This window comes from Modestobacter sp. SSW1-42 (genome assembly GCF_046635825.1).
GTDB lineage: Bacteria > Actinomycetota > Actinomycetes > Mycobacteriales > Geodermatophilaceae > Modestobacter.
Genome location: NZ_JBISCA010000004.1, coordinates 401,628 through 426,080, shown reverse-complemented (window position 1 = coordinate 426,080; position 24,453 = coordinate 401,628). Strand labels below are relative to the sequence as shown.

The following is a 24,453-nucleotide window of genomic DNA, read 5'->3' as shown; positions in this document are numbered from 1 at the left end:
AACTGTCGTCCCACTGGGGGTGTTCCGCCGCTCCCGCGCCGTCATTACGCCGACAGCGGACGCCACGCCGGGCCCCGGACGCACGACGACCCGGCCCCCCGTGCAGGGAGCCGGGTCGTGGAACGTGTCCCGCCGTCCGGCAGTTCAGCCGGTACGGCCCCGCGAGGGGTGCTGCGTCAGTGCGCGGCCTCGTAGGCCTCGACGACGCTGCCGGGGATGCGGCCGCGGTCGCTGACCTCGTGGCCGTTCTTGCGGGCCCAGTCGCGGATCGCGCCGGCCTGCTCACGGTCCATGCGGCCGCCGCCGTTGCCGCCACCGCCGGTGGCACCGCCGGTGGCGCGCGAGCGGCCGGCGCCCGACGCGCGGGTGCCGCGGCTGCTCACCTTGCGGGCGGCGTCGACGTACTTCCCGAAGACCTCACGCATCTCCGAGGCGTTCTTGTCCGACAGGTCGATCTCGTACGTCGTCCCGTCGAGCGCGAAGGTGACCGTCTCGTCAGCGGGGATGCTGTCGTCGAGGTCGTCGCTCAGGATCACCTGGACCTTGCGTGCCATTTTCCACCCACTCCTGTTGCCGTGCGTTCGTGCACCGGTGCGATTGGCCCCCGTGTTCGCCGGGCCATTGCACCACGTTGATCACCGAACACACCAATCCCTGTTCACACTTCCGGGGAATTCTCCCCGGAAGTGCAGGTCATTGGTGGAGCGGACGGACCAACGGGAACAGGATCGTCTCCCGGATGCCGAGTCCGGTGAGCGTCATCATGAGCCGGTCGATGCCCATTCCGACACCGGCCGTGGGCGGCATGCCGTACTCGAGGGCCTCCAGGAAGTCCTCGTCCAGCGCCATCGCCTCGGGGTCACCGGCCGCGCCGAGGAGCGCCTGCTGGGTGAGCCGCTCGCGCTGCACCACCGGGTCGACGAGCTCGGAGTAGCCGGTACCGCGCTCGATGCCGCCGATGTAGAGGTCCCACTTCTCGGCCACGCCGGGGTCGGTGCGGTGCGCGCGGGTCAGCGGCGAGGTGTCGACCGGGTAGTCGATGACGAAGGTCGGGGACTGCAGCGTGTGCTGCACCAGCGCCTCGAACAGCTCCTCGACCAGCTTGCCGGGCAGCCAGGCGGGGTCGACGCCGATCTCGTGCGCCTCGGCGAGCTCGCGCAGCCGCTCGACGGGCGTGGCCGGGGTGACCTCCTCGCCGACGGCTTCCGAGACCACCGAGTACAGCTTGACCTGCGGCCATTCTCCGGAGAGGTCGAGTTCGGTGCCGTCGTGGTGCCGGGCGACCTGGTCACCGAACAGCGCCTCACAGCATTCCTGGATCAGTTCCCGGGTGATGCGGGCGCCGTCCTGATAATCGCCGTAGGCGGCGTAGAACTCGAGCATCGCGAACTCGGGAGAGTGCGAGGAGTCCGCGCCCTCGTTCCGGAAGTTCCGGTTTATCTCGAAGACCCGGTCGAGCCCGCCGACGATGCACCGCTTCAGGAACAGCTCGGGGGCGATGCGCAGGTAGAGGTCGAGGTCGAATGCGTTCATGTGCGTGCGGAAGGGCCGGGCGGCGGCACCGCCGTGCACGGTCTGCAGCATCGGGGTCTCGACCTCGAGGAAGTCGCGGGCGGCGAGCCCGGCGCGCAGCGCGGTCATCACCGCGGCGCGCTGCCGGACGGTGCGGCGCGCCTCGTCGCGGACGATGAGGTCGACGTAGCGACGGCGGACCCGCAGCTCCTCGCTCATCGGCTTGTGCGCCACCGGCAGCGGGCGCAGGGCCTTGGCCGTCATCTCCCAGGCGTCGGCGAAGACCGACAGCTCGCCGCGCCGCGACGTCCCGACCTCGCCGGTGACGAGCACGTGGTCACCGAGGTCGACGTCGGCCTTCCAGGCGGCCAGCAGCTCGGGGCCCACCCGGTCGACGGAGAGCATGACCTGCAGCTCGGTGTCGCCCTCGCGCAGCGTCGCGAAGCACAGCTTGCCGGTGTTGCGGGAGAAGATGACCCGGCCGGTGACGCCGACCCGCTCACCGGTCAGGGTGTCGGGTCCCAGGTCCGGGTGCGCGGCGCGCACGTCGGCCAGCGAGGTGGTGCGGGCGACGGCGACCGGGTAGGGGTCGATGCCCGACTCGCGGATCCGGTCCAGCTTGGCCCGCCGGACCCGCAGCTGCTCGGGGAGTTCGTCGTCCGGGGTGCCAGGCTGTTCGTCACTCACGGCCACGAGACTACGGGCGCCGGGACGCCGTCCCGCCACCGCTGGCCTGATCGCGGTCGAACGCCAGGCGCAGCCCGTGCACGGTGAGATCGGGCTCACGCACCCCGATCGTCCGGCAGCTGCCGGCCACCAGCGGGTGCAGGCCGCCGGTGGCGACGACGACCGGCTCGGTACCGAACTGGGCGACCAGTTCCGTGGCGATCCGGCCCACGAGCCCGTCGACGAGCCCGGCGAACCCGAGCACGAGCCCGGACTGGAGCGCGGCGACGGTGTTCTTGCCGATGGCCTGCGGCGGCACCCGCAGCTCCACCGAACGCAGCTGGGCGGCGCGGGCGGCCAGCGCGTCGAGGCTGACCTCCACCCCGGGGGCCAGCGCGCCGCCGAGGAACTGCCCGTCGGGCCCGACGGCGTCGACGTTGGTCGAGGTGCCGAAGTCCACGACCACCACCGGACGCCCGTGCCCGTCGGGCGCGGTGCCGAACAGCTCGTGCGCGGCCAGCGCGGTCACCACCCGGTCGGCGCCGACCTCGCGCGGGTTGTCGACGTGCAGCGGCACCCCGGTGCGCACCCCGGGCCCGATCAGGGTCACCGGGACGGCGAGGGAGCCCAGCAGCTCGCGCAGCGCCGGCAGCAGCGCCGGCACCGTGGAGCAGGCCGCGACCCCGGTCAGCTCCGTGCCGGCCAGCAGCCCGCGCCACAGCAGTCGCAGCTCGTCGGCGGTGGCGCGGGCGTGCGTGGTGACCCGCCAGCCGCCGACCCGCCGGTCGCCGTCGAAGGTGGCCAGCACGGTCTGGCTGTTGCCGACGTCGACGGCGAGCAGCACCGCTCAGCCCACCCGCAGGTCGAGGGCGAGGTCCAGGATCGGCGAGGAGTGGGTCAGCCCGCCCACGGACAGGAAGTCGACGCCGGTCTCGGCGTACTCGCGGGCCACCGCGAGGGTGAGCCCGCCGGTGGCCTCGAGCTCGACGTCGCGGTCGCCCACGAGCGCGACGGCCTGGCGCAGCCGGTCGGGGGTCATGTTGTCGAGCAGGAGGAAGTCCGCACCCGCCGCGACCGCCTCGACGACCTGCTCGACGGTGTCGCACTCGACCTGCACCGGCACCCGCGGCGCCCGCTCGCGGACCAGGGCCACGGCGGCGGCGACCGAACCGGCCGCCGTGACGTGGTTGTCCTTGACCATCGCCACGTCGTAGAGGCCCATCCGCTTGTTCGCCCCGCCACCGCAGCGCACCGCGTACTTCTCCAGCGGGCGCAGGCCGGGGGTGGTCTTGCGGGTGTCGAGCACCGTGGCGCCCGTGCCGGCGATCGCGTCGGCCCAGGCGCGGGTGTGGGTGGCGATGCCGCTGGCCCGGCTGGCGATGTTGAGCGCGCTGCGCTCGGCGGCCAGCAGCGCCCGCACCGGCCCGCGCACGGTCAGCAGCACGTCGCCGCGGCGCACCCGGTCGCCGTCGGTGGCCGAGGCGGTGAGGGTCGCGCCGGGGGCCAGCCGGGTGAACACCCGCGCGGCCACCGGCAGGCCGGCGACGACGCCGTCGGCGCGAGCCACCAGGTCGGCGGTCCCGAACTGCGTCCCGGGGACGGTGGCGGCGCTGGTGACGTCGTAGCCCACCGCGACGTCGGGGGCGCTGGGCAGCGGCGGGCCGCCGGTGAGGTCCTCGGTGAGCGTGCGCTCGACCAGCTCGTCGACCCAGGCCGCGCTCAGCCCGGTGCCGGTCAGGTCGGTGGGGTGGCTGGTCACGGCCTCCATCCTGCCGGTCCCCGCCACCCCGTTCCCGCCGGTCACGCCGCCGTCCTGCCGGTCACCACGACACCGTGACCGGCTCGCCGACCGGGCGGCGGGACAGGGTGACCCGGCCCTCGTCGTCCAGCCGCACGTCCAGGTGCACCCGCCACGCGTCGGCGGCGTCGGGGTGGTCCTCCCGCCAGTGGCAGCCGCGGGTCTCCTCGCGGGCGCCGGCCGCGGCGGTGACCGCGGTGGCCACGGTCAGCAGGTCGGTGGCCTCCCAGCCGGGCACACCGGGGACGGCGGTGGTGCGCTCCCCCAGCCCGGCCAGTTCCTCCGCGGCCAGCGCCAGCCCCGGTCCGGTGCGCAGCGCGCCGACCCGGGCCGACATCGTGGCCGTCAGCGGTCCGCGGGCGGCGGCGTCGACCAGCCCCTGCGGGCGCGGGTCGACCGGCGCGGGGGCGGCGGGCACCGGCAGCTCCCGGGCGAGCACCTCACCGATGCGGCCGGCGAACACCAGCCCCTCGAGCAGCGAGTTCGACGCGAGCCGGTTGGCCCCGTGGACGCCGGTGCAGGCCACCTCGCCGCAGGCGTAGAGCCCGGGCACGGTGGTGCGCCCGTGCAGGTCGGTGGCCAGCCCGCCGGAGGCGTAGTGCGCGGCCGGGGTGACCGGCACCAGGTCGGTGACCGGGTCGACGCCGGCCTCCCGGCAGCGGGCGACGATGGTCGGGAACCGCTCGGCCAGGCCGGGGATGCCGCGGGCGTCGAGCCAGACGTGATCGACGCCGTCGCGCAGCTGCACGCGGGTGATGGCCTTGGCCACCACGTCGCGGGGCGCGAGCTCGGCCAGCTCGTGCGCGCCGACCATGAACCGCTCCCCGGCGCCGTCGAGGAGCACCGCGCCCTCGCCGCGCAGCGCCTCGGAGACCAGCGGCTGCTGCCCCTGCGCGTCCGGCCCCAGGTAGAGCGCGGTGGGGTGGAACTGGACGAACTCCAGGTCGGTGGCGACCGCCCCGGCCCGCAGGCCCAGCGCGACGCCGTCCCCGGTGGAGACCGACGGGTTGGTGGTGGCGGCGTAGACCTGCCCCATGCCACCGGTGGCCAGCACGACGGCCCGGGCGCGCACGGCGCCCACGCCGTCGGCGCTGCCCTCGCCGAGCACGTGCAGGGTGACCCCGGCGGCGCGGCCGTCGACGTCGGTGATCAGGTCCAGCACCATCGCGTGCTCGACCAGGGTGGTGCCGGGGTCGGCTGCGACGGCGTCGCGCAGCGCCCGCTGGACCTCCGCGCCGGTGGCGTCCCCGCCGGCGTGCACGATCCGGTCGGTCGAGTGCCCGCCCTCGCGGGTCAGCAGCAGCCGGCCGCCGGGGTCGCGGTCGAACGCCGCGCCCCAGCTGATCAGCTGGTGCAGCCGCTGCGGCCCCTCGGTGACCAGCGCCCGGACGGCGTCGGCGTCGCAGAGCCCGACGCCGGCGACCTCGGTGTCCCGGGCGTGCGCGGCGGGGGTGTCGGTGGCGGACAGGACGGCGGCGATCCCGCCCTGCGCCCAGCGGGTCGAGCCGTCGTCCACCTCGACCTTGGTGACCACGGCGACCGACAGCCCGGCGGCGCGGGCGTGCAGCGCGACGCAGAGGCCGGCGACGCCGGAGCCCACGACGCAGACGTCGGCGGTGAGCTCCCAGCCGGGCGCGGGGGCGCACAGGCGGGACGGGAGCCCGGTCACCGGACCGGTACGCCCTGGGGGCTCCGCTGCTGGTCGTCGGCGCCCGGCACCGGCGCCGAGGGGTCCGCGCCCAGCTCGACGACGCGGTTGGCGGCGTCGACGTGCACGACCCTCGGCAGGTACGACTTGGCCTCGGTCTCGTCCATCAGGCCGTAGGTGATGAGGATGACCAGGTCGCCGGGGTGCACCAGGTGCGCGGCGGCACCGTTGATGCCCAGCACGCCGCTGCCGCGCTCGCCGGGGATCACGTAGGTCTCCAGCCGCGCGCCGTTGGTGACGTCGACGATGGCCACCTGCTCACCGGCCAGCAGGTCGGCGGCGTCCATCAGGTCCTCGTCGACGGTCACCGACCCGACGTAGTGCAGGTCGGCCTGGGTCACCGTGGCGCGGTGGACCTTGCTCTTGAGCATCGTGCGCATCATCGGGGGCTCCCCAGGGTCACAGCGGTGTTGTCGATCAGTCGGGTGCTGCCGGCGCGGGCCGCGACCAGCAGGCGGGCGGGGCCGCCGGCAGCGGGCGGCCCCAGCTCCGGCGAGGTGAGCTCCAGGTAGTCCGGGACGAGCCCGGGCGCCCCGGCCAGCACCGCCCGGGCGGCGGTCAGGACGGCGTCGGCGCCGTGCGGCCCGGCGTCCGCCCCGGCGCGCAGCGCCGCGGACAACGCCGCGGCGGTGGCCCGCTGTTCCGCGGACAGGTAGCGGTTGCGGCTGGACAGCGCCAGGCCGTCCTCCTCCCGCACGGTGGGGACGCCGACGACGTCGACGCCCAGCGCGAGCTCGCGGGCCATCGCCCGGATCAGGGTCAGCTGCTGGTAGTCCTTCTCGCCGAAGACGGCCACGTCGGGACGCACCAGGCCGAACAGCTTCGCCACCACGGTCAGCACGCCGGCGAAGTGACCGGGCCGGACGGCGCCCTCGAGCACGTCGCCCAGCGGGCCGGGCTGCACGGAGACCCCGGCCGCCCCCGGCGGGTACACCTCGTCGACCGGCGGGTGGAACACCACGTCGGCGCCCTCGGCGGCCAGCGCGGCGAGGTCGTCGTCCCAGGTGCGCGGGTAACGGTCGAAGTCCTCCCCCGGCCCGAACTGCGTCGGGTTGACGAACACCGAGACGACGACGCTGCCACCGCGCTCGCGGGCGGCGCGCACCAGCGTGCGGTGCCCCTCGTGCAGCGCGCCCATGGTGGGCACGAGCACGACCGGACCGGGCAGGGCAGCCCGCGAGCGGCGCAGCTCGGCGGTGGTCTCGGCGACGGCCGGGTGGCGCGACGGCCCGCTCATCGGGTGACCTCCTCGGCCGGGTGGTGCAGCAGCTCCAGCAGCGGGGCGCCCTCGTGCTGCCGGAGCCGGCCGGCGGCCAGCGCGCGCTCGGTGGTGCGCCGGGCCAGCGCGACGTAGGCGTCGACCGCCCCCGGCGCCCGCTCGCCCAGCGTGTGCAGGTGGGCGGCGACGGTGCCCACGTCACCGCGGCTGACCGGGCCGGTGAGGGCGCGGTCGCCCCGGCGCAGGGCGCCCTCGAGCGCGGCGGTCAGCAGCGGGGTGAGCAGCCGGGCGGGCTCGTCGACGCCGGCGGTGCGCAGCAGGTCGGCGGCCTCGGCCACCAGCGTGACCAGGTGGTTGGCGCTGCTGGCCAGGGCGGCGTGGTAGAGCCCGCGGTCGGCCTCGGCGACCCACCAGGGCTCCCCGCCCATCTCCAGCACGAGCGCCTCGGCGACCGGCCGGTGCTCGGGCCGGCTGGTGACGCCGAACGGCGCCGCGACCAGCCGGTGCACGTCCTCGGGGGCGCCGGAGAAGGTCATCACCGGGTGCAGGGCCAGCGGCAGCACGCCGGCCTCCTCGGCCGGGGCGAGCACGGCCAGCCCGACCGCGCCGGAGGTGTGGAACACGAGCTGGCCGCGGCGCCAGGCACCGGTCTCGGCGAGGCCGGCGACCAGCCCGGCCAGGGTGTCGTCGGGCACGGCCAGCACGACGAGGTCGCTGGCGGCCACGACCTCGTCGGCGCGCAGCAGCGGCACCCCGGGCAGCAGCCGGGCGGCGCGCTCGGCGGAGGCCGCGGACAGGCCGGAGGCGGCGACCACGTCGTGGCCGGCGGCGGTGAGCGCAGCGCCCAGGACGGCGCCCACCCGGCCGGCGCCGATCACGCCGACGCGCAGGCGGGCGGGGGCCTCGGCGGCCGGGGGCAGCCCGGCGGCGGGTACGGCGGCACGCGCAGCGGCGGCCGCGCGGGGACGGTCGGGCATCCCGGTGCACCTCTCGTTCCAGTCCCGTGCGGGTACCGGACTCAGGTCGCGTCGGCCTCCGTCGCCGGAGACCGCTGGGTGGTGCGGGTCGAGCGGGTGCTCGTCGAGCGACGGGGACACCTGCTGCAACCACCCGGCGTGGGTGTGTCACACACGTGATCCGTCAGTGGCGAGTGTGTTACCGGGCGGGGTGCCGCGGCAACGTCCGGCCGCTGTGTGCTGGGTCACCGGCCGGGGTCAGTCCCGGCGGAGCACCCGGGCCAGCACGTCGTCCGCCTCGTCCTGGCCCTCCTCGCGGTAGCGCCGACGGCGCGACCGGGCACCGCTGGGCGCCGCGACGCCGCTCTCGGCGAGGATCTGCTCCAGCCGGGCGTGGCCGGCGCGCTGCGGCGCCGCCGGCTCGGGGGCGCGGCGGATCTCGTCGTCCGGCTCCTCGGCCGGGGTCCAGACGGTGCTGCCGGTGGCCGCCCCGGCGTCCGTGGTGCCCCGGTCGAGCCAGGACGGCGGCTCGTACGCCGCGCCCTCGTCGGACGGCTCCTCGCCGGAGGACGGGTCGTGGGACGCGCTCACGTACGACGCGACCTCGGACGACGCGACCTCGGACGACGGCGACTCGTCCGGGGTCGTCCCGCGCAGCCGGTCGGCCCAGGGGGCGGGCTCGTCGGGCTCGGCGGCCCGGCGGTGGCGTCGCGGGGGCTCCGGCGCCGGCGACCACGCGGTGGTGGCGGGGCCGACGCCCTCGCCGGCGAGCGGGAGCCCACCGGTCGGGTCGCCCGTGCCGACCTGCGACCGCTCGTCCAGCCACGCGCGCGGCGACCTCGGCACCGCGGCCGGGCCGGGCGCCGGCCGCGGCTCGCCCTGCAGCCACTCGACCGGCGAGGGCGGCCGGTGCCGGGACCCCTGCTCCTCGTCGACCACGGCGGAGGTGCGGGTCGGGTCGGTGGGCGGGGGGTCGAGCGGCCGCGGCGCGGGCTCGGCGTCGTCCGTGGCCGCGCCTCCCTCGACCCGGGTGGTCCAGGAGTCGACCTCCCAGCCTCCGGTGCGCAGCGGCGGCTCCGCCGGCCAGTCGGGCGTGCCGTCCAGCGTCCGGCCGCCGAAGGTGTCGGGGCCCTGCGCGGGGCCGCGCACCGACTGGGCGCGCATCACCGTCCGCTCGACCAGCACCTCACCCGAGAGCTGCTCGGTGCCGTCGGTGCGCAGCCGCCCGATCTCGGTCCGCAGCTCGCCGACGCCGGTGAGCTGGGACCGCAGCTGGGTGAGCCCGGCGAGCTCACCGCGCAGCTCGGTCAGCTCGGTGAGCTGGGCGGACAGCTGCGCGAGAGCGTCGAGGTCGCCGCGCAGCCGGCCGACCGCGGCGAGGTCGTCCTGCAGCCGGTCCAGGGCGGAGAGCTGGGTGCGCAGCTGCTGCAGCTCCCCGCGCATCGCCTCCTCGGCCTCCCGCCGCAGCCGGTCCTGCAGCGCGGCCTCCTCGGCGTGCCGGGCGGAGGCCTCGCGCTCGCGCTCCAGCTCGCGGGCGGCGCGCTGCTCGGCCTCCCGGGCGGCGGCGGCGATCCGGTCGCTGTCGCGGCTGCCGCCGAGGAAGGCGGCGACCACGAAGGCCCAGCAGACCCCCAGCAGCACGATCCGCAGCACCAGCGGGTTGTCGGTGAGCACGACCGCGGCGGTCGCGACGGCGGCCAGCACCAGCCCGACGGCGAGCCAGGCGCGACGGGCGGAGCTCCCGCGCTCCTCGTCGCGGGGACGCACCGGGACAGGCCGCTCGGCCGCGGCCGGCTCGGCCGGCGGCGGGACCGGTCGGGGGCGCGGCGCCGGCGGGCGCGGGGGCACCGCGGGCAAGGCGTTGCGGGCAGGACCGTCGTCGTCCCGGCGACCTCCCATGCCGTCACTCTACGGGCTGGAGGGGCTCCGGCGAGTGGTTGTCGGGGGATCCGTGCACCGCCGGGCCCGCGGTCGGTGACAGGGTGGGGCGGTGACGCTCACCCTGCTCGACTGGCGCCGACGCGTCGCTGCCCTGTACGCCGACGTGCGCGCCGCCGACGACCCCGAGGCCGGCTGGCAGCTCTGGCGGACCGGCCGCGACGCCCTGCTCGGCACGCACCCGGACTCCCCGCTGGACGCCGCGGTCCGGCCCGCGTTCACCGGGGTGCCGATGGCCCCCTACGACCCGGCGCTGCGCTTCGACGCCGCCGTGGACACCGACGTCGAGCCGCTGCAGCTGGGGGTGCCCACCGGTGAGGGCGGTCTGGTGCTCCACCGGATCGGCCGGGTCACCCTCGGCGACGTCGGCCGGCTCGACGTGTGGTGGACGGGCGGGTACGGCGGTGGGGTCTTCCTGCCACTGCGCGACGGCAGCGCCGGGACGACGACCTACGGCGGCGGCCGCTACCTGCTCGACACTGTCAAGAGCGCCGACCTGGGCGGGACCGGCGACCGGCTCGTGGTCGACCTTAACTTCGCCTACCACCCGTCGTGCACCTACGACCCGCAGTGGACCTGCCCGCTGGCCCCCGAGGGCAACCGCGTGCCCACCGTGGTCACCGCCGGCGAGCAACTGCCCCCCGGCGGCTGGTACTAGGAGGACCCCCTTGCCCCCCACCGTGCGCAGGCTCACGGCGGGACCCGGCAAGGGGGCCGGATGCCGAGCGGCGGGCACCCCGGGAGGTGCCCGCCGCTGCGGTGGTCCTGGGGCTCAGCCCTGGGCGAGGGCGCCGTCGGAGCTGAAGACCAGGCCCATGGAGACGTCACCCTGCTGGATGGCGGCCTTGGTCAGCGGGCCGCCGGCGTCGTACTCGCTGAAGCCGGCGAAGGTGAGGCCGTAGGTCTCCTCCAGGCCGAGCTGGCACTGCGGCCGGGTCGGGCACTCGCCCGGGCCGCCGAGGGTCAGCGAGCCGTCGCCGCACTTCTCGGCCAGCTCGGTGAGGGTGGTGACCCCGAGGGCGTCGGCGAACGCGGTGGTGACGGCGAAGGCGTTCTGGTCGGTCGCCTCGGCGGGCGTGCCGAACACCAGCCCGTACTGCTCGGCGACCGGCTCGAGCGCGGCGAGCGTCTCGTCGGCGTCGCTGGTGGCGATCGGCTCGGCGCCCGGGGAGACGTTCTCGTTGATGATGTCGGCGACGGTGGCCAGGTACTCCGGGAAGACCTGGATCTCACCGCTCTTGAGCGCCGGCAGGTACAGCTCGCGGTTGCCGACGGTCTGCACGGTGGCCTGGAAGCCGGCCGCGTTCAGCGCCTGGGCGTAGACGTTGGCCAGCACCTGGGACTCGCTGAAGTCCGCGGCACCGACGACGATCGGGCCGCTGCCGCCGGTGACGCCCGAGCCCAGGTCGTTCTCCTGCGCGTAGGCGGCGGCGACGTCGGTCGCGGTCTGCCGGTCGATGTCGACGGCCTTGTTCATCGCGATCAGGTCGTCGCCGGTCAGCGCGGCCGAGACCGTGTCGAGCGCCTGGACGACGGCCGGGTTGGCCGCGGCGGCCGCGGCGTTGACCGCGGGGACGACGTTGTCGGCGTTCTGCAGGCCCTTGTCGTCCTCGAGGACGACGAGCTGGTCACCGGCGACCGGCGCGCAGGCGTCGCCCGAGGCGGACCCGGTGGCGGCGGCCTGGCCGCCGGTGCCCGAGGAACCGGACTCACCGCACGCGGCGGTGGCGAGGACGGCCGCGACGGCGGCGATGGGGAGGATGGTCTGGAAACGGGGACGCGTGCGCATCAGCTCCGCCTTCTGTGTCCCGTGGGGCCCTCTGCTGGACGTCCACGCGTGTCTGGCGGGGGGTGCCCCGCGTCGGACACTCAACCCCCCGGGGCCGCTCGAGGGCAAGTCCGTCGTGCCCGACCGTTATCCGGCGGTGACCTCGTCCACCCGGTCAGGGGGTGGCGGCCACCGCCCCGGCGCCCACCTGCCGGGTGCGCACCCGGCCGAACGCGAGCCGCCGCGGGCCGGGGGTGACCGCCCAGGACACCAGCGCCAGGAGCACCTCGGTGGCCACCGCGAGCAGCGCGACGAGCAGGGCGCCGGCCAGCACGGCGCCGTAGTCCTGCTGGCGGAAGCCGAGGGTGATGATCCGGCCCAGACCGCCGCCGGCGACCAGCGCGGCCAGGGTGGCGGTGGCCACGACCTGCACCGCGGCCGTGCGGACCCCGGTCATCAGCAGCGGGACCGCGAGCGGGAGCTCGGCGCGCAGCAGCACCTGCCGCTCGCTCATCCCCATGGCGCGGGAGGCCTCGACGACGTCCCGGTCGACGCCCCGGAACCCGACGTAGGTGTTCGTCAGGACCGGGGGCAGCGCGAACAGCGCGAGCGCGATGGTGGTCGCGGTGGGCCCGAAGCCGATCGGGGTGACGGCGAACACGGTCAGCAGGGCCAGCGTCGGGACGGCACGGGAGACGTTGGACAGCGCGACGGTGAAGGCACCGCCCCGGCCGGTGTGGCCGAGCAGCGCACCGACCGGGATGCCGATCGCCATGGCGACCGCGATGGCCACGACGGAGATGCGCAGGTGCTGCACCAGCAGGTCGAGGATCCCGTTGGTGCGCGTCCAGTTGAGCGGGTCGTTGAGGTAGCGGAGGGCCGCCTGGAGCTGGTTCATGCCCGCGCCCGCCGGGTCCACGGGGTCAGCGCGCGCTCGGCGCCGGCCAGCAGCAGGTCGGCGACCAGCGCCAGCAGCACGCAGCCGACCGCGCCGGTGACGATCTGCGCCCGGTAGAAGTTCGCGTTGAACCCGCCGGTGATCAGCTGGCCCAGCCCGCCGTGGCCGACGATCACCCCCACGGTGACCAGGGCGACGGTGGAGACCGTGGCGACCCGGATGCCTGCCATGAACGACGGCAGCGCCAGCGGCAGCTCGACCTGCCAGAACATCCGGACCGGCCCGTAGCCCATGCCCCGGGCCGCCTCCTGGACGTCGGCCGGGACCGACTGCAGGCCGGCCAGGAAGTTGCGCACGAGGACCACCAGCGAGTAGAGCACCAGGCCGATCAGCACGGTGGTCGCGGACAGCCCGGTGATCGGTGCGACGAAGGCGAACATCGCCAGCGACGGGATCGTGTAGACGAGCGTCGACAGGCCGAGCACGGGCCCGGCCAGCCACCGGCTGCGCCGGGCGAGCAGGGCCAGCGGCAGCGCGATCAACGCGCCGAGCAGCACCGCCGCGACCGTGAGCCGCACGTGCTCGCCCAGGTAGGCGAGGATGGTGCCCCAGTTCGACGTCACGTAGGAGGGGTCGAACCAGGGGTTCGGCGCCGCATCGGCAGCGAGCACCGCACCGCTCGACGCGCTCAGCACCGGGCGCCCGTCAGGAAGGCCACTCGTGGACGTTAGCGCTCCCCAGCCCCAGACCACAGCCTCCCCCGCCCAGGCCATCCGGCTGGAGGGGGTCAGCAAGACCTATCCCGACGGCAGCGTCGGGGTGCGGGAGCTGGACCTCACCTTCGCCGCGGGCGAGCTGACCGTGCTGGTCGGGCCGTCGGGCTGCGGCAAGACGACCACGATGAAGATGATCAACCGGATCATCGAGCCGACCACCGGCCGGATCCTGCTCGGCGACGACGACGTCACCCGGGTCGACCCGGTGGAGCTGCGCCGCCGGATCGGCTACGTCATCCAGAACGTCGGGCTCTTCCCGCACCAGACCGTCCGCCGCAACGTCGGCACCGTCCCCCGGCTGCTGGGCTGGGACAAGCGCCGCACCGCCGACCGGGTGGAGGAGCTGCTCGACCTGGTGGGCCTGGACCCGGCCGCCTTCGGCGACCGCTACCCGCACCAGCTCTCCGGCGGGCAGCGGCAGCGGGCCGGGGTGGCGCGGGCCCTGGCCGCCGACCCCGCCGTCCTGCTCATGGACGAGCCGTTCTCCGCCGTCGACCCCATCGTGCGGGAGCGGCTGCAGACGGAGTTCCTGCGGCTGCAGGACACCGTCCGCAAGACCATCGTCTTCGTCACCCACGACATCGAGGAGGCCGTGCGCCTCGGTGACCGGATCGCGGTGATGAGCACCGGCGGCAAGGTCGAGCAGTTCGCCGCCCCCGCCGAGCTGCTCGGCTCCCCCGCCACCCCGTTCGTCGCCGACTTCGTGGGCGCCGACCGCGGGCTCAAGCGGCTGGCGGTCACCGGCATCGACATGGCCGACCTGGAGCAGCCGCCCGTGGTGCACGTCGACGACAGCCTGGCCGACGCGCGCGCCGCCCTGCAGCGGGCCGGCGCCCGGTGGGCCGTGGTGCTCGACGACCACCAGGCGCTGCACGGCTGGCTCTCCGCCGAGCGCGCCACCGGCGCGGGCACGGTGCGCGGGGCGGGCAAGAGGATGGAGGCCTGGGTGCCGATCGACGCCACCTTGAAGACGGCGTTCTCCACCATGCTGCAACTGGAGGCCGGCTGGGTCGCCGTGCTCGACGGCGACCGGTTCTGCGGGGTGCTCACCCCCGAGTCGCTGCACGCCGCGCTGCGCCGTTCCGTCGAGGGCACCGTCCCCGAGACCGCCGGCGCCGTCTAGGCGCGCACACCGCCCGGCGGCTCGTCGTCCTCGTCCCGGGGCAGCCTGCAGACGTGCTCCAGCCACAGCGCCGCCCCGGTGAGCGCGACGGCGAGGACCACGCCGATCACCCCGGTGGTGGTGTCGCCGCGGGCCGCGGTGAGCCGGCCCAGCGCGGGCGCGGTGTGCAGCAGGAGGCCGGCCCAGCAGCCGGCGAGCACCGCGCCCACGTAGGCGCTGGCCTGGGCGAGCACCGCCAGCCGGGCGGCCAGCAGCGGCTCGACCGGCCCGGAGCCCGGCAGCGGACGCCGGTCGCGCTGGGCCCGCAGCCGGGCGCGGACGCTGCGGGCGGCGCCGGCCTCGGCGAGGGCGAGCAGCCCGACGGGCACCGGCAGCCACCACCGCAGCGCCGGCAGCTCGCCGTAGGCGGCCCGGACGACGATCCAGCTGGCGAGCGTCAGCCCCAGGGCGAGGACCACCAGGTCGCGGCGGCTGACCGGGGTCACGCCGGGACCACGGCGGCCACGTCCGCGGGCGGGAGCGCCGCCACCAGGTCGGCGACCGGGCCGTGCCCGGGCAGCATCGCCGCCGGGTCGAGCGCCAGCCACGGCACCAGCACGAACGCCCGCTCGGCGGCGCGCGGGTGCGGCAGCAGCAGCTCCGGGTCGTCGGAGCGCACCGGCGTGCCGTCGTCCGCGGTGACGGTGACGACGTCGACGTCCAGGGTGCGGGCGCCCCAGCGCACCTCCCGGGTGCGGCCGGCGGCCTGCTCGAGCTCGTGCGCGAGCGCCAGCCAGCCGGCGGCGTCCCGGTCAGCGGTCAGGACGGCGACCGCGTTGAGGTACGGCGGCTGCTCGACCGGCCCCCACGGCGGGGTCTCGTACAGGCCCGAGGCAGCGACCAGGCCCTGCTCCGCGAGCGCCCTCAGCGCCGCGCGCAGCGTCGCCTCCCGGTCGCCCAGGTTGCCGCCGAGGGAGAGGACGGCGGTGGTCACCGGCGGGTGCGGCGGATCGCCACCGTCACGTCGTCGGCGGGCACACCCAGGTCGGCGTCGGGCTTGTGCACGGTGATCTCGACGGCGTCGACCAGCGGGTCGGCCAGGCAGCGGTCGGCCAGCCGCTGCGCCAGGGTCTCCAGCAGGTCGACCGGCTCGCCGACCAGCACCGCGTGCAGCGCCTGGGCGAGCTCGGCGTAGTTGACGGTGCGGGCCAGGTCGTCGGTGGCCGCGGCCGGCGCGGTGTCCAGCTCCAGCACGGCGTCGACCCGGAAGGTCTGACCGTGCTGGCGCTCGGCGGGGTAGACGCCGTGGAAGCCGTGGCCGGTGAGCCCGTGCACGGTGATCCGGTCGGGGACGGCCCCGTCCCGGGGCACGCCCCGGGCCTGCGAGGGGCGGGGTCCTGCATCAGCCACGGGTTCCTCCAGCGGTTCGGGCGGCGCGCACGGCGTCCACGGTGGCGATGGCGTCCAGCGACTGCCGCGGGTCGTGCACGCGCACGCCCCAGGCCCCGGCCTGCGCGGCGAGCACCGAGATCGCCAGGGTGGCGGCCTCGCGGCCCTCGACCGGGCGCACGGTGCCGTCGGGGGCGGCGAGCAGCCGGCCGAGGAAGGTCTTGCGGGAGGCCCCCACGAGCACCGGCAGCCCGAGCCCGACCAGCCGGTCCAGCCCGGCCAGCAGCGCCCAGTTGTGCTCGGCGTTCTTGGCGAAGCCCAGCCCCGGGTCCAGCACCAGCTGCGCGGGGTCGACCCCGGCGGCCACCACGTCCTCGACCCGGGCGGTGAGCTCGGCGGCCACCTCGGTGACCACGTCGCCGTAGCGGGCCGCGGCCTGCATCTCGCGGCTGTGGCCGCGCCAGTGCATGAGCACCCACGGGACGCCGGCCTCGGCGACCAGCCGGGCCATGCCCTCGTCGGCGAGCCCGCCGCTGACGTCGTTGACCAGCGTCGCACCGGCCTCCAGCGCCGCCGCGGCGACCTCGGCGCGGGTGGTGTCGACGCTGACCCGCACGCCGGCGGCCGCCAGTTCGCGGACCACCGGCACGACCCGGCGGCACTCCTCGTCGGCGTCGACCCGGTCGGCGCCGGGGCGGGTCGACTCCCCGCCCACGTCGACGTAGTCGGCGCCGTCGGCGTGCATCCGCAGCCCGTGCTCGACGGCGACGGCCGGGTCGGCGAACGTGCCACCGTCGGAGAACGAGTCCGGGGTGACGTTGAGGACGCCCATCACCAGGCAGCGCTGCGGGCGCGGCAGCGGGAGGAGCGTGGTCACCGGCCCAGGATGAGGCTCATCGCCTCACCACGGGTGACCGCGTTGTCGCGGAAGGCCCCGCGCACCGCCGACGTCACCGTGGTCGTCCCGGCCTTGCGCACCCCGCGCATCGCCATGCACAGGTGCTCGGCCTCGATCACGACGATGACGCCCCGGGGCGCGAGGACCTCGAACAGGGCGTCGGCGACCTGTCGGGTCATCCGCTCCTGCACCTGCGGGCGGCGGGCGTAGACCTCGACCAGCCGGGCCAGCTTCGACAGCCCGGTCACCCGCCCGTCGGGGCCGGGGATGTAGCCGACGTGCGCCCGGCCGTGGAAGGGCACCAGGTGGTGCTCGCAGGTCGAGTACATCGGGATGTCGCGGACCAGCACCAGCTCGTCGTGGCCCTCGTCGAAGGTCGTGGCGAGCACCTCGCGGGGGTCCTGGGAGAGGCCGGCGAAGGTCTCCCCGTACGCCCGGGCGACCCGGGCGGGGGTGTCGACCAGCCCCGGACGGTCGGGGTCCTCACCGATCGCGAGCAGGATCTCGCGGACGGCGGCCTCGATCCGGGGCGCGTCGATGCGGCCCGCGGCCAGGTCGGCGACCGGGTCACCGGTCACCGGGTCCTGGCCGAGGCCGTCGACCTGCGGCGTCGCGCCCTGACCTGCTCCCCCGGGTCCGGCGGTCACCGGCCGGGAGCCGGGGTGCCGACGTCCCCGGTCGGGGCACCGTGGCCGTTGGCGGACGCGGCCGTCGCACCGTTGAGACCGGCCAGCTCGGCCGGGGTGAGCACCGGCGGGCGCTGCGACGGGGTGCGCTTGCCGAAGCCGTTGTAGGGGGCCATCGACGGGCGCTTGACCACCCCGGCGCAGATCCGGTCCATGTCCTCGCGGGACAGCGTCTCCTTCTCCAGCAGCTCGAGCACCAGCCGGTCGAGGGTGTCGCGGTACTCGACCAGGATCTCCCAGGCCTCGTCGTGCGCGGTCTCGATGAGCGCGCGCACCTCGCCGTCGATGTCGGCGGCGACGGCGTCGGAGTAGTCCGGCCGCGAGCCCATGTCCCGGCCCAGGAACGGCTCGGAGTCGGTGCTGCCGTACTTCACCGCACCGAGCTTGGCGCTCATGCCGTACTGGGTGACCATCGCCTTGGCCACCGAGGTGGCCTTCTCGATGTCGTTGCCGGCACCGGTGGTGGGCTCGTGGAAGACGAGCTCCTCGGCGGCGCGGCCACCGAGCATGTAGGCCAGCTGGTCGATCATCTCCGAGCGCGTCTGGGTGTACTTGTCCTCGGTGGGCAGCACCAGGGTGTGCCCGAGCGAGCGGCCGCGCGGCAGGATCGTCACCTTGTGCACCGGGTCGGTGTTCGGCAGTGCGTGCGCCACCAGGGCGTGGCCGCCCTCGTGGTACGCGGTGACCTTCTTCTCCTTCTCGCTCATCGCCCGGGTCTTGCGCTCCGGCCCGGAGAGCACGCGGTCGATCGCCTCCTCGAGGGTGGCGTCGGTGATCTGCGTGCCACCGTTGCGGGCGGTGAGCAGCGCGGCCTCGTTGAGCACGTTGGCCAGGTCGGCACCGGTGAAACCGGGGGTGCGGCGGGCGAGCGTGGTCAGGTCGACGTCGCTGGCCAGCGGCTTGCCGGTGGCGTGCACCTTGAGCACCGCGACCCGGCCCTGCAGGTCGGGGCGGTCGACGGCGATCTGCCGGTCGAAGCGGCCCGGGCGCAGCAGCGCCGGGTCCAGGACGTCGGGCCGGTTGGTGGCGGCGATCATGATGACGCCGCCCTTGACGTCGAAGCCGTCCATCTCGACCAGCATCTGGTTCAGCGTCTGCTCGCGCTCGTCGTGCCCACCGCCCATGCCGGCGCCGCGCTGCCGGCCGACGGCGTCGATCTCGTCGATGAAGATGATCGCCGGGGCGTTCTCCTTGGCCTGGGTGAACAGGTCACGGACCCGGCTGGCGCCGACACCGACGAACATCTCGACGAAGTCCGAGCCGGAGATCGAGTAGAACGGCACGCCGGCCTCGCCGGCGACGGCGCGGGCCAGCAGCGTCTTGCCGGTCCCGGGCGGGCCGAACAGCAGCACGCCCTTGGGGATCTTCGCGCCGATGGCCTGGTACTTGACCGGGTTCTGCAGGAAGTCCTTGATCTCGTGCAGCTCCTCGATGGCCTCGTCCGCGCCGGCGACGTCGGCGAACGTGGTCTTCGGGGTGTCCTTGCTGACCATCTTGGCCTTGGACTTGCCGAAGGCCGCGACGCCCCGGCCGCCGCCCTGCATGGAGTTGAACAGCCAGAACAGCAGCAGGAGCAGCAGGACGAAGGGCAGGAAGCTCACCAGCAGGCTGACCAGGAGGTTGTCCTGGCTGACCTCGGTGTCGAAGTCGAGCGGTCCGTCGCCGTCGGAGGCCTCGCGGACGGCGGTGAAGACGTCGTCGGAGGCCTCGGCCGGGTAGGAGGCGACGACCTCGGAGCTGTCGTTGACCGGGTTGCGGAGCTCGAGCTCGAGCGTCTGCTCCCGGTCGTTGATCGTCGCCTTGGCGACGTTGCCCTCGGCGAGCTGGGTCAGCGCAGTGGAGGTGGGGACCTCGGTGAACCCACCGTTGCCGCGGAAGAAGCTGGAGCCGACGAGGGCCAGCAGGAGCACGATGGCGATCCAGAACCAGGGGCTCCGGACGATCTTCTTACGTTCCATACACCGTGTCCGGGCACCGGGCGAGCCCGGCCTTGCCCGTCGACCCTCCTGATCGTCGCAGGACGCGGCCCACGACCCCGGGTGGCACCCCGCGGCAGGGCGACGTCGTTGGGTCGACGGTACACCGCGTGACCTGTGAGACAGCTGCGTGCGCGCCGTCCCCCGCCCGCGGGACGCCTCCGCTAGCTGGAGTAGACCTCGGGCTTGAGCGTGGCGATGTAGGGCAGGTCGCGGTACCGCTCGGCGTAGTCGAGCCCGTAGCCGACGACGAACTCGTTGGGGATGTCGAAGCCGACGTAGCGGACCGGGACGTCGACCTTCACCGCGTCGGGCTTGCGCAGCAGCGTGCAGACCTCCAGGCTCGCCGGCCGCCGGCTGCCCAGGTTCTTCAGCAGCCAGGACAGGGTCAGCCCCGAGTCGATGATGTCCTCGAGCACCAGCACGTGCTTGTCGGCGATGTCCCGGTCGAGGTCCTTGAGGATCCGGACGACGCCGGAGGAGCTCGTCGAGCTGCCGTAGGAGGAGACCGCCATGAACTCCATCTGCGTGGGCAGCTGCAGCGTGCGGGCGAAGTCGGACATGAAGAGCACCGCGCCCTTGAGGACGCCGACCAGCAGCACCTCGCGGCCGGCGTAGTCGACGGCCACCTGCGCGGCGAGCTCGGAGATCTTCTCCTGGATCTGCGCCTCGCTGAGCAGGACGTGGTCGATGTCGGGCCCGTAGCCGTGGTCGTGGCCCAGTGGTCCGGCGGCCTGCGCGGCAGTGGTGGCGGGCTCGGTCACGGGCTCAGTGCTCCTCAGGGGGGACGACGGCGGGGGCGGGGCGCGCGGTGCGCCGTCCGGTCCGGGGACCGGGAGCGGCGCCGCGCTGCACCTCCAGCCTGCCAGACGCCCGGACCACCCCCCTACCGCCCGGCAGGTCCGCCCGGCCCTGCCCCCTCCAGCGGGTGAGCAGTGCGTCGACGGCGGCCAGGTGCACCGCCTGCAGGTCCCGCACCCCGGCCCGGTGCAGCCAGCCGCGCAGCACCCGCCGGCGCAGGGCGGGGGGCAGCTCGGCCAGCGGCCCGGCCGGCAGCGCGCCGTCCGCGGCCTGCAGGGCGTCGAGCTCGGTGGCGGCCAGGGCGTCCAGCGCGTCGAGGTCCTCACGCAGCATGGCCGCGGTGCGACCCAGCGCCAGGGCCACCCCGCCGCCGAGGACCTCCTCCAGCAGCGGCAGCACCGCGGTGCGCAGCCGCACGCGGGTGTAGGCCGGGTCGGCGTTCCACGGGTCGTCCCAGACCGGCAGCTGCTGGGCGGCGCACGCGGCGCGGGTGGTCTCCCGGCGCACGCCCAGCAGCGGGCGCCAGAACGGCGGCCGGTGCTCGACCATGCCGGCCACCGACCGGGGCCCGGAGCCGCGGGCGAGCCCGAGCAGCACCGTCTCGGCCTGGTCGTCGAGGGTGTGGCCGAGCGCGACGGTCGCCGCGTGGTCCCGCGCGGCCGCCGACAGCGCGGCGGCCCGCGCGTCCCGGGCAGCGCCCTCCGGGCCGCCCGCGGCGCCGACGGTCACCGGCAGCACGAGCACCGGGTCCAGCCGCAACGACCGGAGCAGCTCGGCGGTGCGGCGCGCCTGCTCGGCCGAGCCGGCCTGCAGCCCGTGGTCGACGGTCACCGCACCGACCCGGCGCCCGGCGCGGGGCGCCTCGAAGGCCAGCGCCGCGGCCAGCGCGACGGAGTCCGCTCCCCCGCTGCAGGCCACCAGCACCGGGCCGGTGGTCGCGGCGAGGCCGGGTCGCACGGCGCTGCGCAGCGCGGCGACGGCGGGGTCGGGTCCGACCATGGCGGGCGGTGCGGTCAGCCGGGGAAGGCCGGCCGGGTCTCCAGCACGCGGGTCACCCAGCGGGCGGGGTCGGTGAGCTCGTCGCGGTACGGGAGGTTCTCCGGCCCGGCCCAGACCTGGTTGAACCCGTCCATCCCGACCAGGTCGACGACGCCGGCCACGAACACCCGGCCGTCGGCGTACTGCTGCATCTTCTGCTCCAGCCCGAGCAGCCGGCGCAGCACGCGGTCCAGCGGGCTGCGGCCCTTGCGGCGCTGGGCGAACCGCTGGCGCAGTACGCGCACCGACGGGACAACGTCCGGCCCGACGCCGTCCATGACGTACTCGGCGTGCCCCTCGACCAGGCTCATCACCGCGGTGACCCGGTCGAGCACGGCCCGCTGCTCGGGGTGGGTGACCAGCGCCATCAGCCCCTGCGGGCCGTCGCCGGTCCCGCCACCGCGGACGGCGCCGACGAGGCTGCGCAGGAGCTCCTGCACCCGGTCGAGCAGGACGTCGGAGTCCAGGTCCGTGGCCTCGGCGAAGAGCGTCATCTGCTCCTCGAGGTAGCTGCGCAGCCAGGGGACGGCGGTGAACTGCAGCTGGTGGGTGACCTCGTGCAGGCAGACCCAGAGCCGGAAGTCGGCGGGGTCGACGCCGAGCCGGCGCTCGGTCTCGACGATGTTGGGCGCCACCAGCAGCAGCCGGCCGCCGCTGCCGAACACCTCGTACTGCCCCAGCACGCGGGAGCAGAGGAAGGCCAGGACGGCGCCGGCCTGGGCGCCGGTGACCCGCGAGCCGACGGCGGTGGCCAGCGCGCCGGGGGTCTTGCCGGTCGCGGCCTGGATGCCGGCGGCCAGCGGGTCGAGCAGGGCGCTCATGCCCGCGGTGTTGGCGTCGACCCAGCCGGGCCGGTCGACCACGGCGACGGTCGGCACGGGCCCACCGGGCAGCGGGCGCAGCCCGGTGAGCCCCTCGACGTGCGCGACGGCGGTGGCGGCGGCGCGGTGCAGCTCGGCGACGACGGCGGCGGCCTCCTCGCGCGAGGTGGGCGGACCGGGCTTCACCAGGCGCCGGGCGGTGCGGCCGGCGAGGGCCCAGTCGACCAGGGACGAGGGGCGGCTCATGTCCCGACCGTACTCATCGGCCCGGGCCCCGGCCCCTCGTCAGCGGCAGCCGCAGCCGGCCAGGGCGGCCGCCACCCGGTCCAGCGCCGCCTCGCTGGCGACCAGGCCACCGGTGGTGCCGTCGGCGAGGACGGCGAAGGCGAGGAGGCGGCCGTCGGCGGTGAGCACGGTGCCGGCGAGGTCGTTGACGCCGCCGAGGGTGCCGGTCTTGGCGCGCACGGCGGCGGGCACCCCGCTCCCGTCGGCGGAGCGCTCGGCCAGGGTGCCGTCGTAGCCGGCGACCGGGAGCCCGGAGAGGACGGCGTCGGCGCCGTCGATGCTGCCGTCGGCGGCCCCGCGGAGCACGGCGACGAGCAACCGGGCCGGCACCCGGTCGTCACCGGAGAGCCCGCTGCCGTCGGCGAGCGAGACCCCGGTCGTGTCCAGGCCGGCCTCGGCGAGCGCGGCGGTGACGGCCTGGGCGCCGCCCTCGAAGCTGCCCGGCAGACCGCGGGCCAGGGCCACCTGGCGGGCCAGCGTCTCGGCGAGCAGGTTGTCCGAGGCGGTCAGCGCCTGCTCCACCAGCCGCGCGACCGGCGCCGACTCCACCCGGCCCAGCGTGCGGGCGCCGGCCGGGGCGACGCCGGGCTCGACGGGGACGCCGGGCGCGCCGAGGGCCGCGGCCAGGGCGGCGCCGGCGTCGGTGTCCGGCTGCCCGCTGCGCGGGTCGCGGCCCGGCCGGACGCGCCCGCCGTCGACGGCGACCGCGGTGACCGGCGCGGCGTAGGTGGAGGGCGCGTCACCCGGGCCCCAGCCCGGCGCGGTCTGCGGCCCGGTGAACAGCGAGCCGTCGACCACGACCCGGGTGAGCGGGGTGCCGCCCAGGGCGGACCGGACCTGGTCGGCGAGGTCGGCGACGGTGGCCGCGCCCGGGTAGTCGGTCGAGGGGGCGGTGGTCGACAGGGTCGGGTCACCGCCTCCGACCAGCACGACCTCACCGGGGGCGCTGCCGGCCACCACCGTGGTGGGCAGGGTGGCGGTCGGGTCGAGGGTGGTCAGCACGGCCACCGAGGTGAGCAGCTTGTTCGTCGAGGCCGGGGTGCCGGGGTCGGCGGCGTCGCGGTCGAGCAGCACCTGGCCGGTGGCGACGTCGACGACCTGGGCGGAGAGCCCGCTGCCCAGCGCCGGAGCGTCGAGCAGCGGCGCGAGCGTGGCGGCCAGGACGCCCGGGTCGGGCACCGGCGCGGTGGTGGCGAGGCCGGCGAGGACCGGCTGCGGTCCGGTGAGCTCGGGCAGGACCGCGTCGGCCACCGGCTCGGCCTCCGGCGTCGCGGGGTCACCACCCCGGCCGCCGGTGAGGTCGAGCGCCAGCACCACGCCGGCCGCCACGAGGACCAGGGCGAGCAGCGAGGCGACGAGGACCCTCACCCGCCGCCTGCCCCGGCCCGCCGCGGCCCGGCGACGACCCCGGGCGGGAGCCGCAGTGGCCCCGGACGCGGGTCGGGCCGCCTCCTGCGCCCGGCGGGTGGCGGCCAGCTCGACTGCCGCCCGGTCGGCCGATGCCTGCTCGGCTGCCGCCTGCTCTGCCGCCGCCTGCTCTGCCGCCTGCTGGTCGGCGGCGGCGCGCTCGGCGGCCATCCGGTCGGCGGCCTGCTGGGCGACGGCTGCCCGCTCGGCGGCCACCCGGGCGGCTGCGGCAGCGCGCTCGGACTCCGCCTGCACCTCGGCGGCACGCTCGGCGGCCAGCCGCGCGGTCTCGGCGCGCTCGCTCTCGGCGCTCTCGCTCTCGGCGCGCTCGGCGGCCGCCCGGTCGGCGGCGGCCTGCTCCTCGGCCGCCCGCTGGGCGGCCCACTCGCGGACGGCGGCCAGGTCGGCGGCGGCCTGCGCGGCGGCGAGCCGTGCGACCTCGGCCTCGTCCGGGACCGCCTGGTCGGCCGCGGCCTGCTCCTCGGCCGCGGCCTGCTCCTCGGCGGCCTGCGCTGCGGCTCGCTGGGCCGCCCACTCCTTGATCGTGGCCAGGTCGGCGGCGGCCTGGGCAGCGGCGGCGGCGCGGCGGGCGGCCGCCTCGGGGTCCTCCGGCGGGACGTCGTCCGCCGGGACGTCGTCCGCCGGGGACGGGAGCTCCGGCGCCGCGGCCCCGTCCAGCCACGCGGCCTCCACCGGGCCGGCGTGGGACGGCGCGGCGTCAGACGGATCGATCGCCGACGACTCGACCGCGGGGGCCTCGACGTCCGACGGCCCGACGTCCGACGGTCCGACCTCGGGCAGCTCGACCAGC

At 76.0% G+C, this 24,453-nt stretch carries 24 protein-coding genes; 2 read left to right on the top strand and 22 right to left on the bottom strand.

Going from position 1 to position 24,453, the window contains the following annotated elements; all coding sequences use genetic code 11:
- Nucleotides 1-176 precede the first annotated feature (176 nt).
- The 9 genes from ACGBYP_RS16330 to ACGBYP_RS16290 all read right to left on the bottom strand — a co-directional run bounded on the left by ACGBYP_RS16330 (nucleotide 177) and on the right by ACGBYP_RS16290 (nucleotide 9,758).
- Entirely contained in the window at nucleotides 177-554 is a 378-nt protein-coding gene (locus tag ACGBYP_RS16330; RefSeq protein WP_411585785.1) for a histone-like nucleoid-structuring protein Lsr2, read from the bottom strand.
- A 139-nt stretch (nucleotides 555-693) separates the two neighbouring features.
- Nucleotides 694-2,199, bottom strand: coding sequence for a lysine--tRNA ligase (gene lysS / locus ACGBYP_RS16325; RefSeq protein WP_411585783.1), 1,506 nt, complete (start codon nucleotides 2,197-2,199; stop codon nucleotides 694-696).
- A gap of 10 nt (nucleotides 2,200-2,209) precedes the next feature.
- Nucleotides 2,210-3,022 carry a type III pantothenate kinase gene (locus ACGBYP_RS16320; protein ID WP_411585782.1) on the bottom strand — a complete coding sequence of 271 codons (813 nt, stop codon included), beginning with the start codon at nucleotides 3,020-3,022 and terminating at the stop codon, nucleotides 2,210-2,212.
- A 3-nt stretch (nucleotides 3,023-3,025) separates the two neighbouring features.
- Nucleotides 3,026-3,946 carry a carboxylating nicotinate-nucleotide diphosphorylase gene (nadC, locus tag ACGBYP_RS16315; protein ID WP_411585780.1) on the bottom strand — a complete coding sequence of 307 codons (921 nt, stop codon included), beginning with the start codon at nucleotides 3,944-3,946 and terminating at the stop codon, nucleotides 3,026-3,028.
- Between the two features lie 52 nt (nucleotides 3,947-3,998).
- On the bottom strand, nucleotides 3,999-5,645 hold the full coding sequence (locus ACGBYP_RS16310; RefSeq protein WP_411585779.1) for an L-aspartate oxidase: 1,647 nt from the start codon (nucleotides 5,643-5,645) through the stop codon (nucleotides 3,999-4,001).
- Complete coding sequence (gene panD, locus ACGBYP_RS16305) at nucleotides 5,642-6,067, bottom strand: aspartate 1-decarboxylase (RefSeq protein ID WP_411585778.1); 426 nt, start codon at nucleotides 6,065-6,067, stop codon at nucleotides 5,642-5,644. The genes ACGBYP_RS16310 and panD overlap by 4 nt, the downstream gene beginning before the upstream one ends.
- Nucleotides 6,064-6,921 (bottom strand): pantoate--beta-alanine ligase, encoded by an 858-nt coding sequence (panC, locus tag ACGBYP_RS16300; RefSeq protein ID WP_411585776.1) that lies wholly within the window; start codon nucleotides 6,919-6,921, stop codon nucleotides 6,064-6,066. Before panC ends, panD begins: the two co-directional genes overlap by 4 nt.
- Nucleotides 6,918-7,880 carry a Rossmann-like and DUF2520 domain-containing protein gene (locus ACGBYP_RS16295; RefSeq protein ID WP_411585775.1) on the bottom strand — a complete coding sequence of 321 codons (963 nt, stop codon included), beginning with the start codon at nucleotides 7,878-7,880 and terminating at the stop codon, nucleotides 6,918-6,920. The genes panC and ACGBYP_RS16295 overlap by 4 nt, the downstream gene beginning before the upstream one ends.
- A 237-nt stretch (nucleotides 7,881-8,117) precedes the next feature.
- Complete coding sequence (locus ACGBYP_RS16290; RefSeq protein WP_411585774.1) at nucleotides 8,118-9,758, bottom strand: DUF6779 domain-containing protein; 1,641 nt, start codon at nucleotides 9,756-9,758, stop codon at nucleotides 8,118-8,120.
- A gap of 91 nt (nucleotides 9,759-9,849) precedes the next feature.
- On the opposite strand from ACGBYP_RS16290, the gene ACGBYP_RS16285 reads away from it, so the two are divergent.
- Nucleotides 9,850-10,455 (top strand): DUF1684 domain-containing protein, encoded by a 606-nt coding sequence (locus tag ACGBYP_RS16285; RefSeq protein WP_411585772.1) that lies wholly within the window; start codon nucleotides 9,850-9,852, stop codon nucleotides 10,453-10,455.
- A 114-nt stretch (nucleotides 10,456-10,569) separates the two neighbouring features.
- Here the strand turns inward: ACGBYP_RS16285 and ACGBYP_RS16280 are convergent, their stop codons facing one another.
- The 3 genes from ACGBYP_RS16280 to ACGBYP_RS16270 all read right to left on the bottom strand — a co-directional run bounded on the left by ACGBYP_RS16280 (nucleotide 10,570) and on the right by ACGBYP_RS16270 (nucleotide 13,134).
- Complete coding sequence (locus ACGBYP_RS16280; protein WP_411585770.1) at nucleotides 10,570-11,586, bottom strand: glycine betaine ABC transporter substrate-binding protein; 1,017 nt, start codon at nucleotides 11,584-11,586, stop codon at nucleotides 10,570-10,572.
- Nucleotides 11,587-11,740: 154 nt separating this feature from the next.
- The gene (locus tag ACGBYP_RS16275) at nucleotides 11,741-12,463 is read right to left on the bottom strand and encodes an ABC transporter permease (RefSeq protein WP_411585768.1); all 723 of its coding nucleotides are present in this window, start codon (nucleotides 12,461-12,463) and stop codon (nucleotides 11,741-11,743) included.
- A complete protein-coding gene (locus ACGBYP_RS16270) occupies nucleotides 12,460-13,134 on the bottom strand; it encodes an ABC transporter permease (protein WP_411585766.1) in 675 nt (224 codons plus the stop codon). Before ACGBYP_RS16270 ends, ACGBYP_RS16275 begins: the two co-directional genes overlap by 4 nt.
- Before the next feature lie 49 nt (nucleotides 13,135-13,183).
- Between ACGBYP_RS16270 and ACGBYP_RS16265 the strand changes: the two genes are divergently transcribed.
- Complete coding sequence (locus ACGBYP_RS16265; RefSeq protein ID WP_411585764.1) at nucleotides 13,184-14,362, top strand: ABC transporter ATP-binding protein; 1,179 nt, start codon at nucleotides 13,184-13,186, stop codon at nucleotides 14,360-14,362.
- On the opposite strand, the gene ACGBYP_RS16260 is transcribed toward ACGBYP_RS16265, so the two are convergent.
- The 10 genes from ACGBYP_RS16260 to dacB form a co-directional block, all read right to left on the bottom strand.
- Nucleotides 14,359-14,847, bottom strand: coding sequence for a DUF3180 domain-containing protein (locus ACGBYP_RS16260; protein ID WP_411585763.1), 489 nt, complete (start codon nucleotides 14,845-14,847; stop codon nucleotides 14,359-14,361). The two genes, ACGBYP_RS16265 and ACGBYP_RS16260, sit on opposite strands and share 4 nt — an antisense overlap.
- Nucleotides 14,844-15,335 (bottom strand): 2-amino-4-hydroxy-6-hydroxymethyldihydropteridine diphosphokinase, encoded by a 492-nt coding sequence (gene folK / locus ACGBYP_RS16255; protein WP_411585762.1) that lies wholly within the window; start codon nucleotides 15,333-15,335, stop codon nucleotides 14,844-14,846. The genes ACGBYP_RS16260 and folK overlap by 4 nt, the downstream gene beginning before the upstream one ends.
- Nucleotides 15,332-15,751: a dihydroneopterin aldolase gene (gene folB, locus ACGBYP_RS16250; protein WP_411585760.1), complete on the bottom strand. Its 420-nt coding sequence runs from the start codon at nucleotides 15,749-15,751 to the stop codon at nucleotides 15,332-15,334. Before folB ends, folK begins: the two co-directional genes overlap by 4 nt.
- Complete coding sequence (gene folP / locus ACGBYP_RS16245; protein ID WP_411585759.1) at nucleotides 15,744-16,607, bottom strand: dihydropteroate synthase; 864 nt, start codon at nucleotides 16,605-16,607, stop codon at nucleotides 15,744-15,746. Before folP ends, folB begins: the two co-directional genes overlap by 8 nt.
- On the bottom strand, nucleotides 16,604-17,206 hold the full coding sequence (gene folE / locus ACGBYP_RS16240) for a GTP cyclohydrolase I FolE (protein ID WP_411586061.1): 603 nt from the start codon (nucleotides 17,204-17,206) through the stop codon (nucleotides 16,604-16,606). The genes folP and folE overlap by 4 nt, the downstream gene beginning before the upstream one ends.
- Nucleotides 17,207-17,271: 65 nt before the next feature.
- Complete coding sequence (gene ftsH / locus ACGBYP_RS16235) at nucleotides 17,272-19,272, bottom strand: ATP-dependent zinc metalloprotease FtsH (RefSeq protein ID WP_411585758.1); 2,001 nt, start codon at nucleotides 19,270-19,272, stop codon at nucleotides 17,272-17,274.
- Between the two features lie 182 nt (nucleotides 19,273-19,454).
- A complete protein-coding gene (gene hpt, locus ACGBYP_RS16230; RefSeq protein WP_411586060.1) occupies nucleotides 19,455-20,012 on the bottom strand; it encodes a hypoxanthine phosphoribosyltransferase in 558 nt (185 codons plus the stop codon).
- A 46-nt stretch (nucleotides 20,013-20,058) separates the two neighbouring features.
- Nucleotides 20,059-21,090, bottom strand: a complete 1,032-nt coding sequence (gene tilS, locus ACGBYP_RS16225; RefSeq protein WP_411585756.1) for a tRNA lysidine(34) synthetase TilS — start codon at nucleotides 21,088-21,090, stop codon at nucleotides 20,059-20,061.
- A gap of 14 nt (nucleotides 21,091-21,104) precedes the next feature.
- Nucleotides 21,105-22,196 carry a zinc-dependent metalloprotease gene (locus tag ACGBYP_RS16220; RefSeq protein ID WP_411585755.1) on the bottom strand — a complete coding sequence of 364 codons (1,092 nt, stop codon included), beginning with the start codon at nucleotides 22,194-22,196 and terminating at the stop codon, nucleotides 21,105-21,107.
- Between the two features lie 39 nt (nucleotides 22,197-22,235).
- A partial coding sequence (dacB, locus tag ACGBYP_RS16215; RefSeq protein ID WP_411585753.1) for a D-alanyl-D-alanine carboxypeptidase/D-alanyl-D-alanine-endopeptidase occupies nucleotides 22,236-24,453 on the bottom strand: 2,218 nt, incomplete at its 5' end.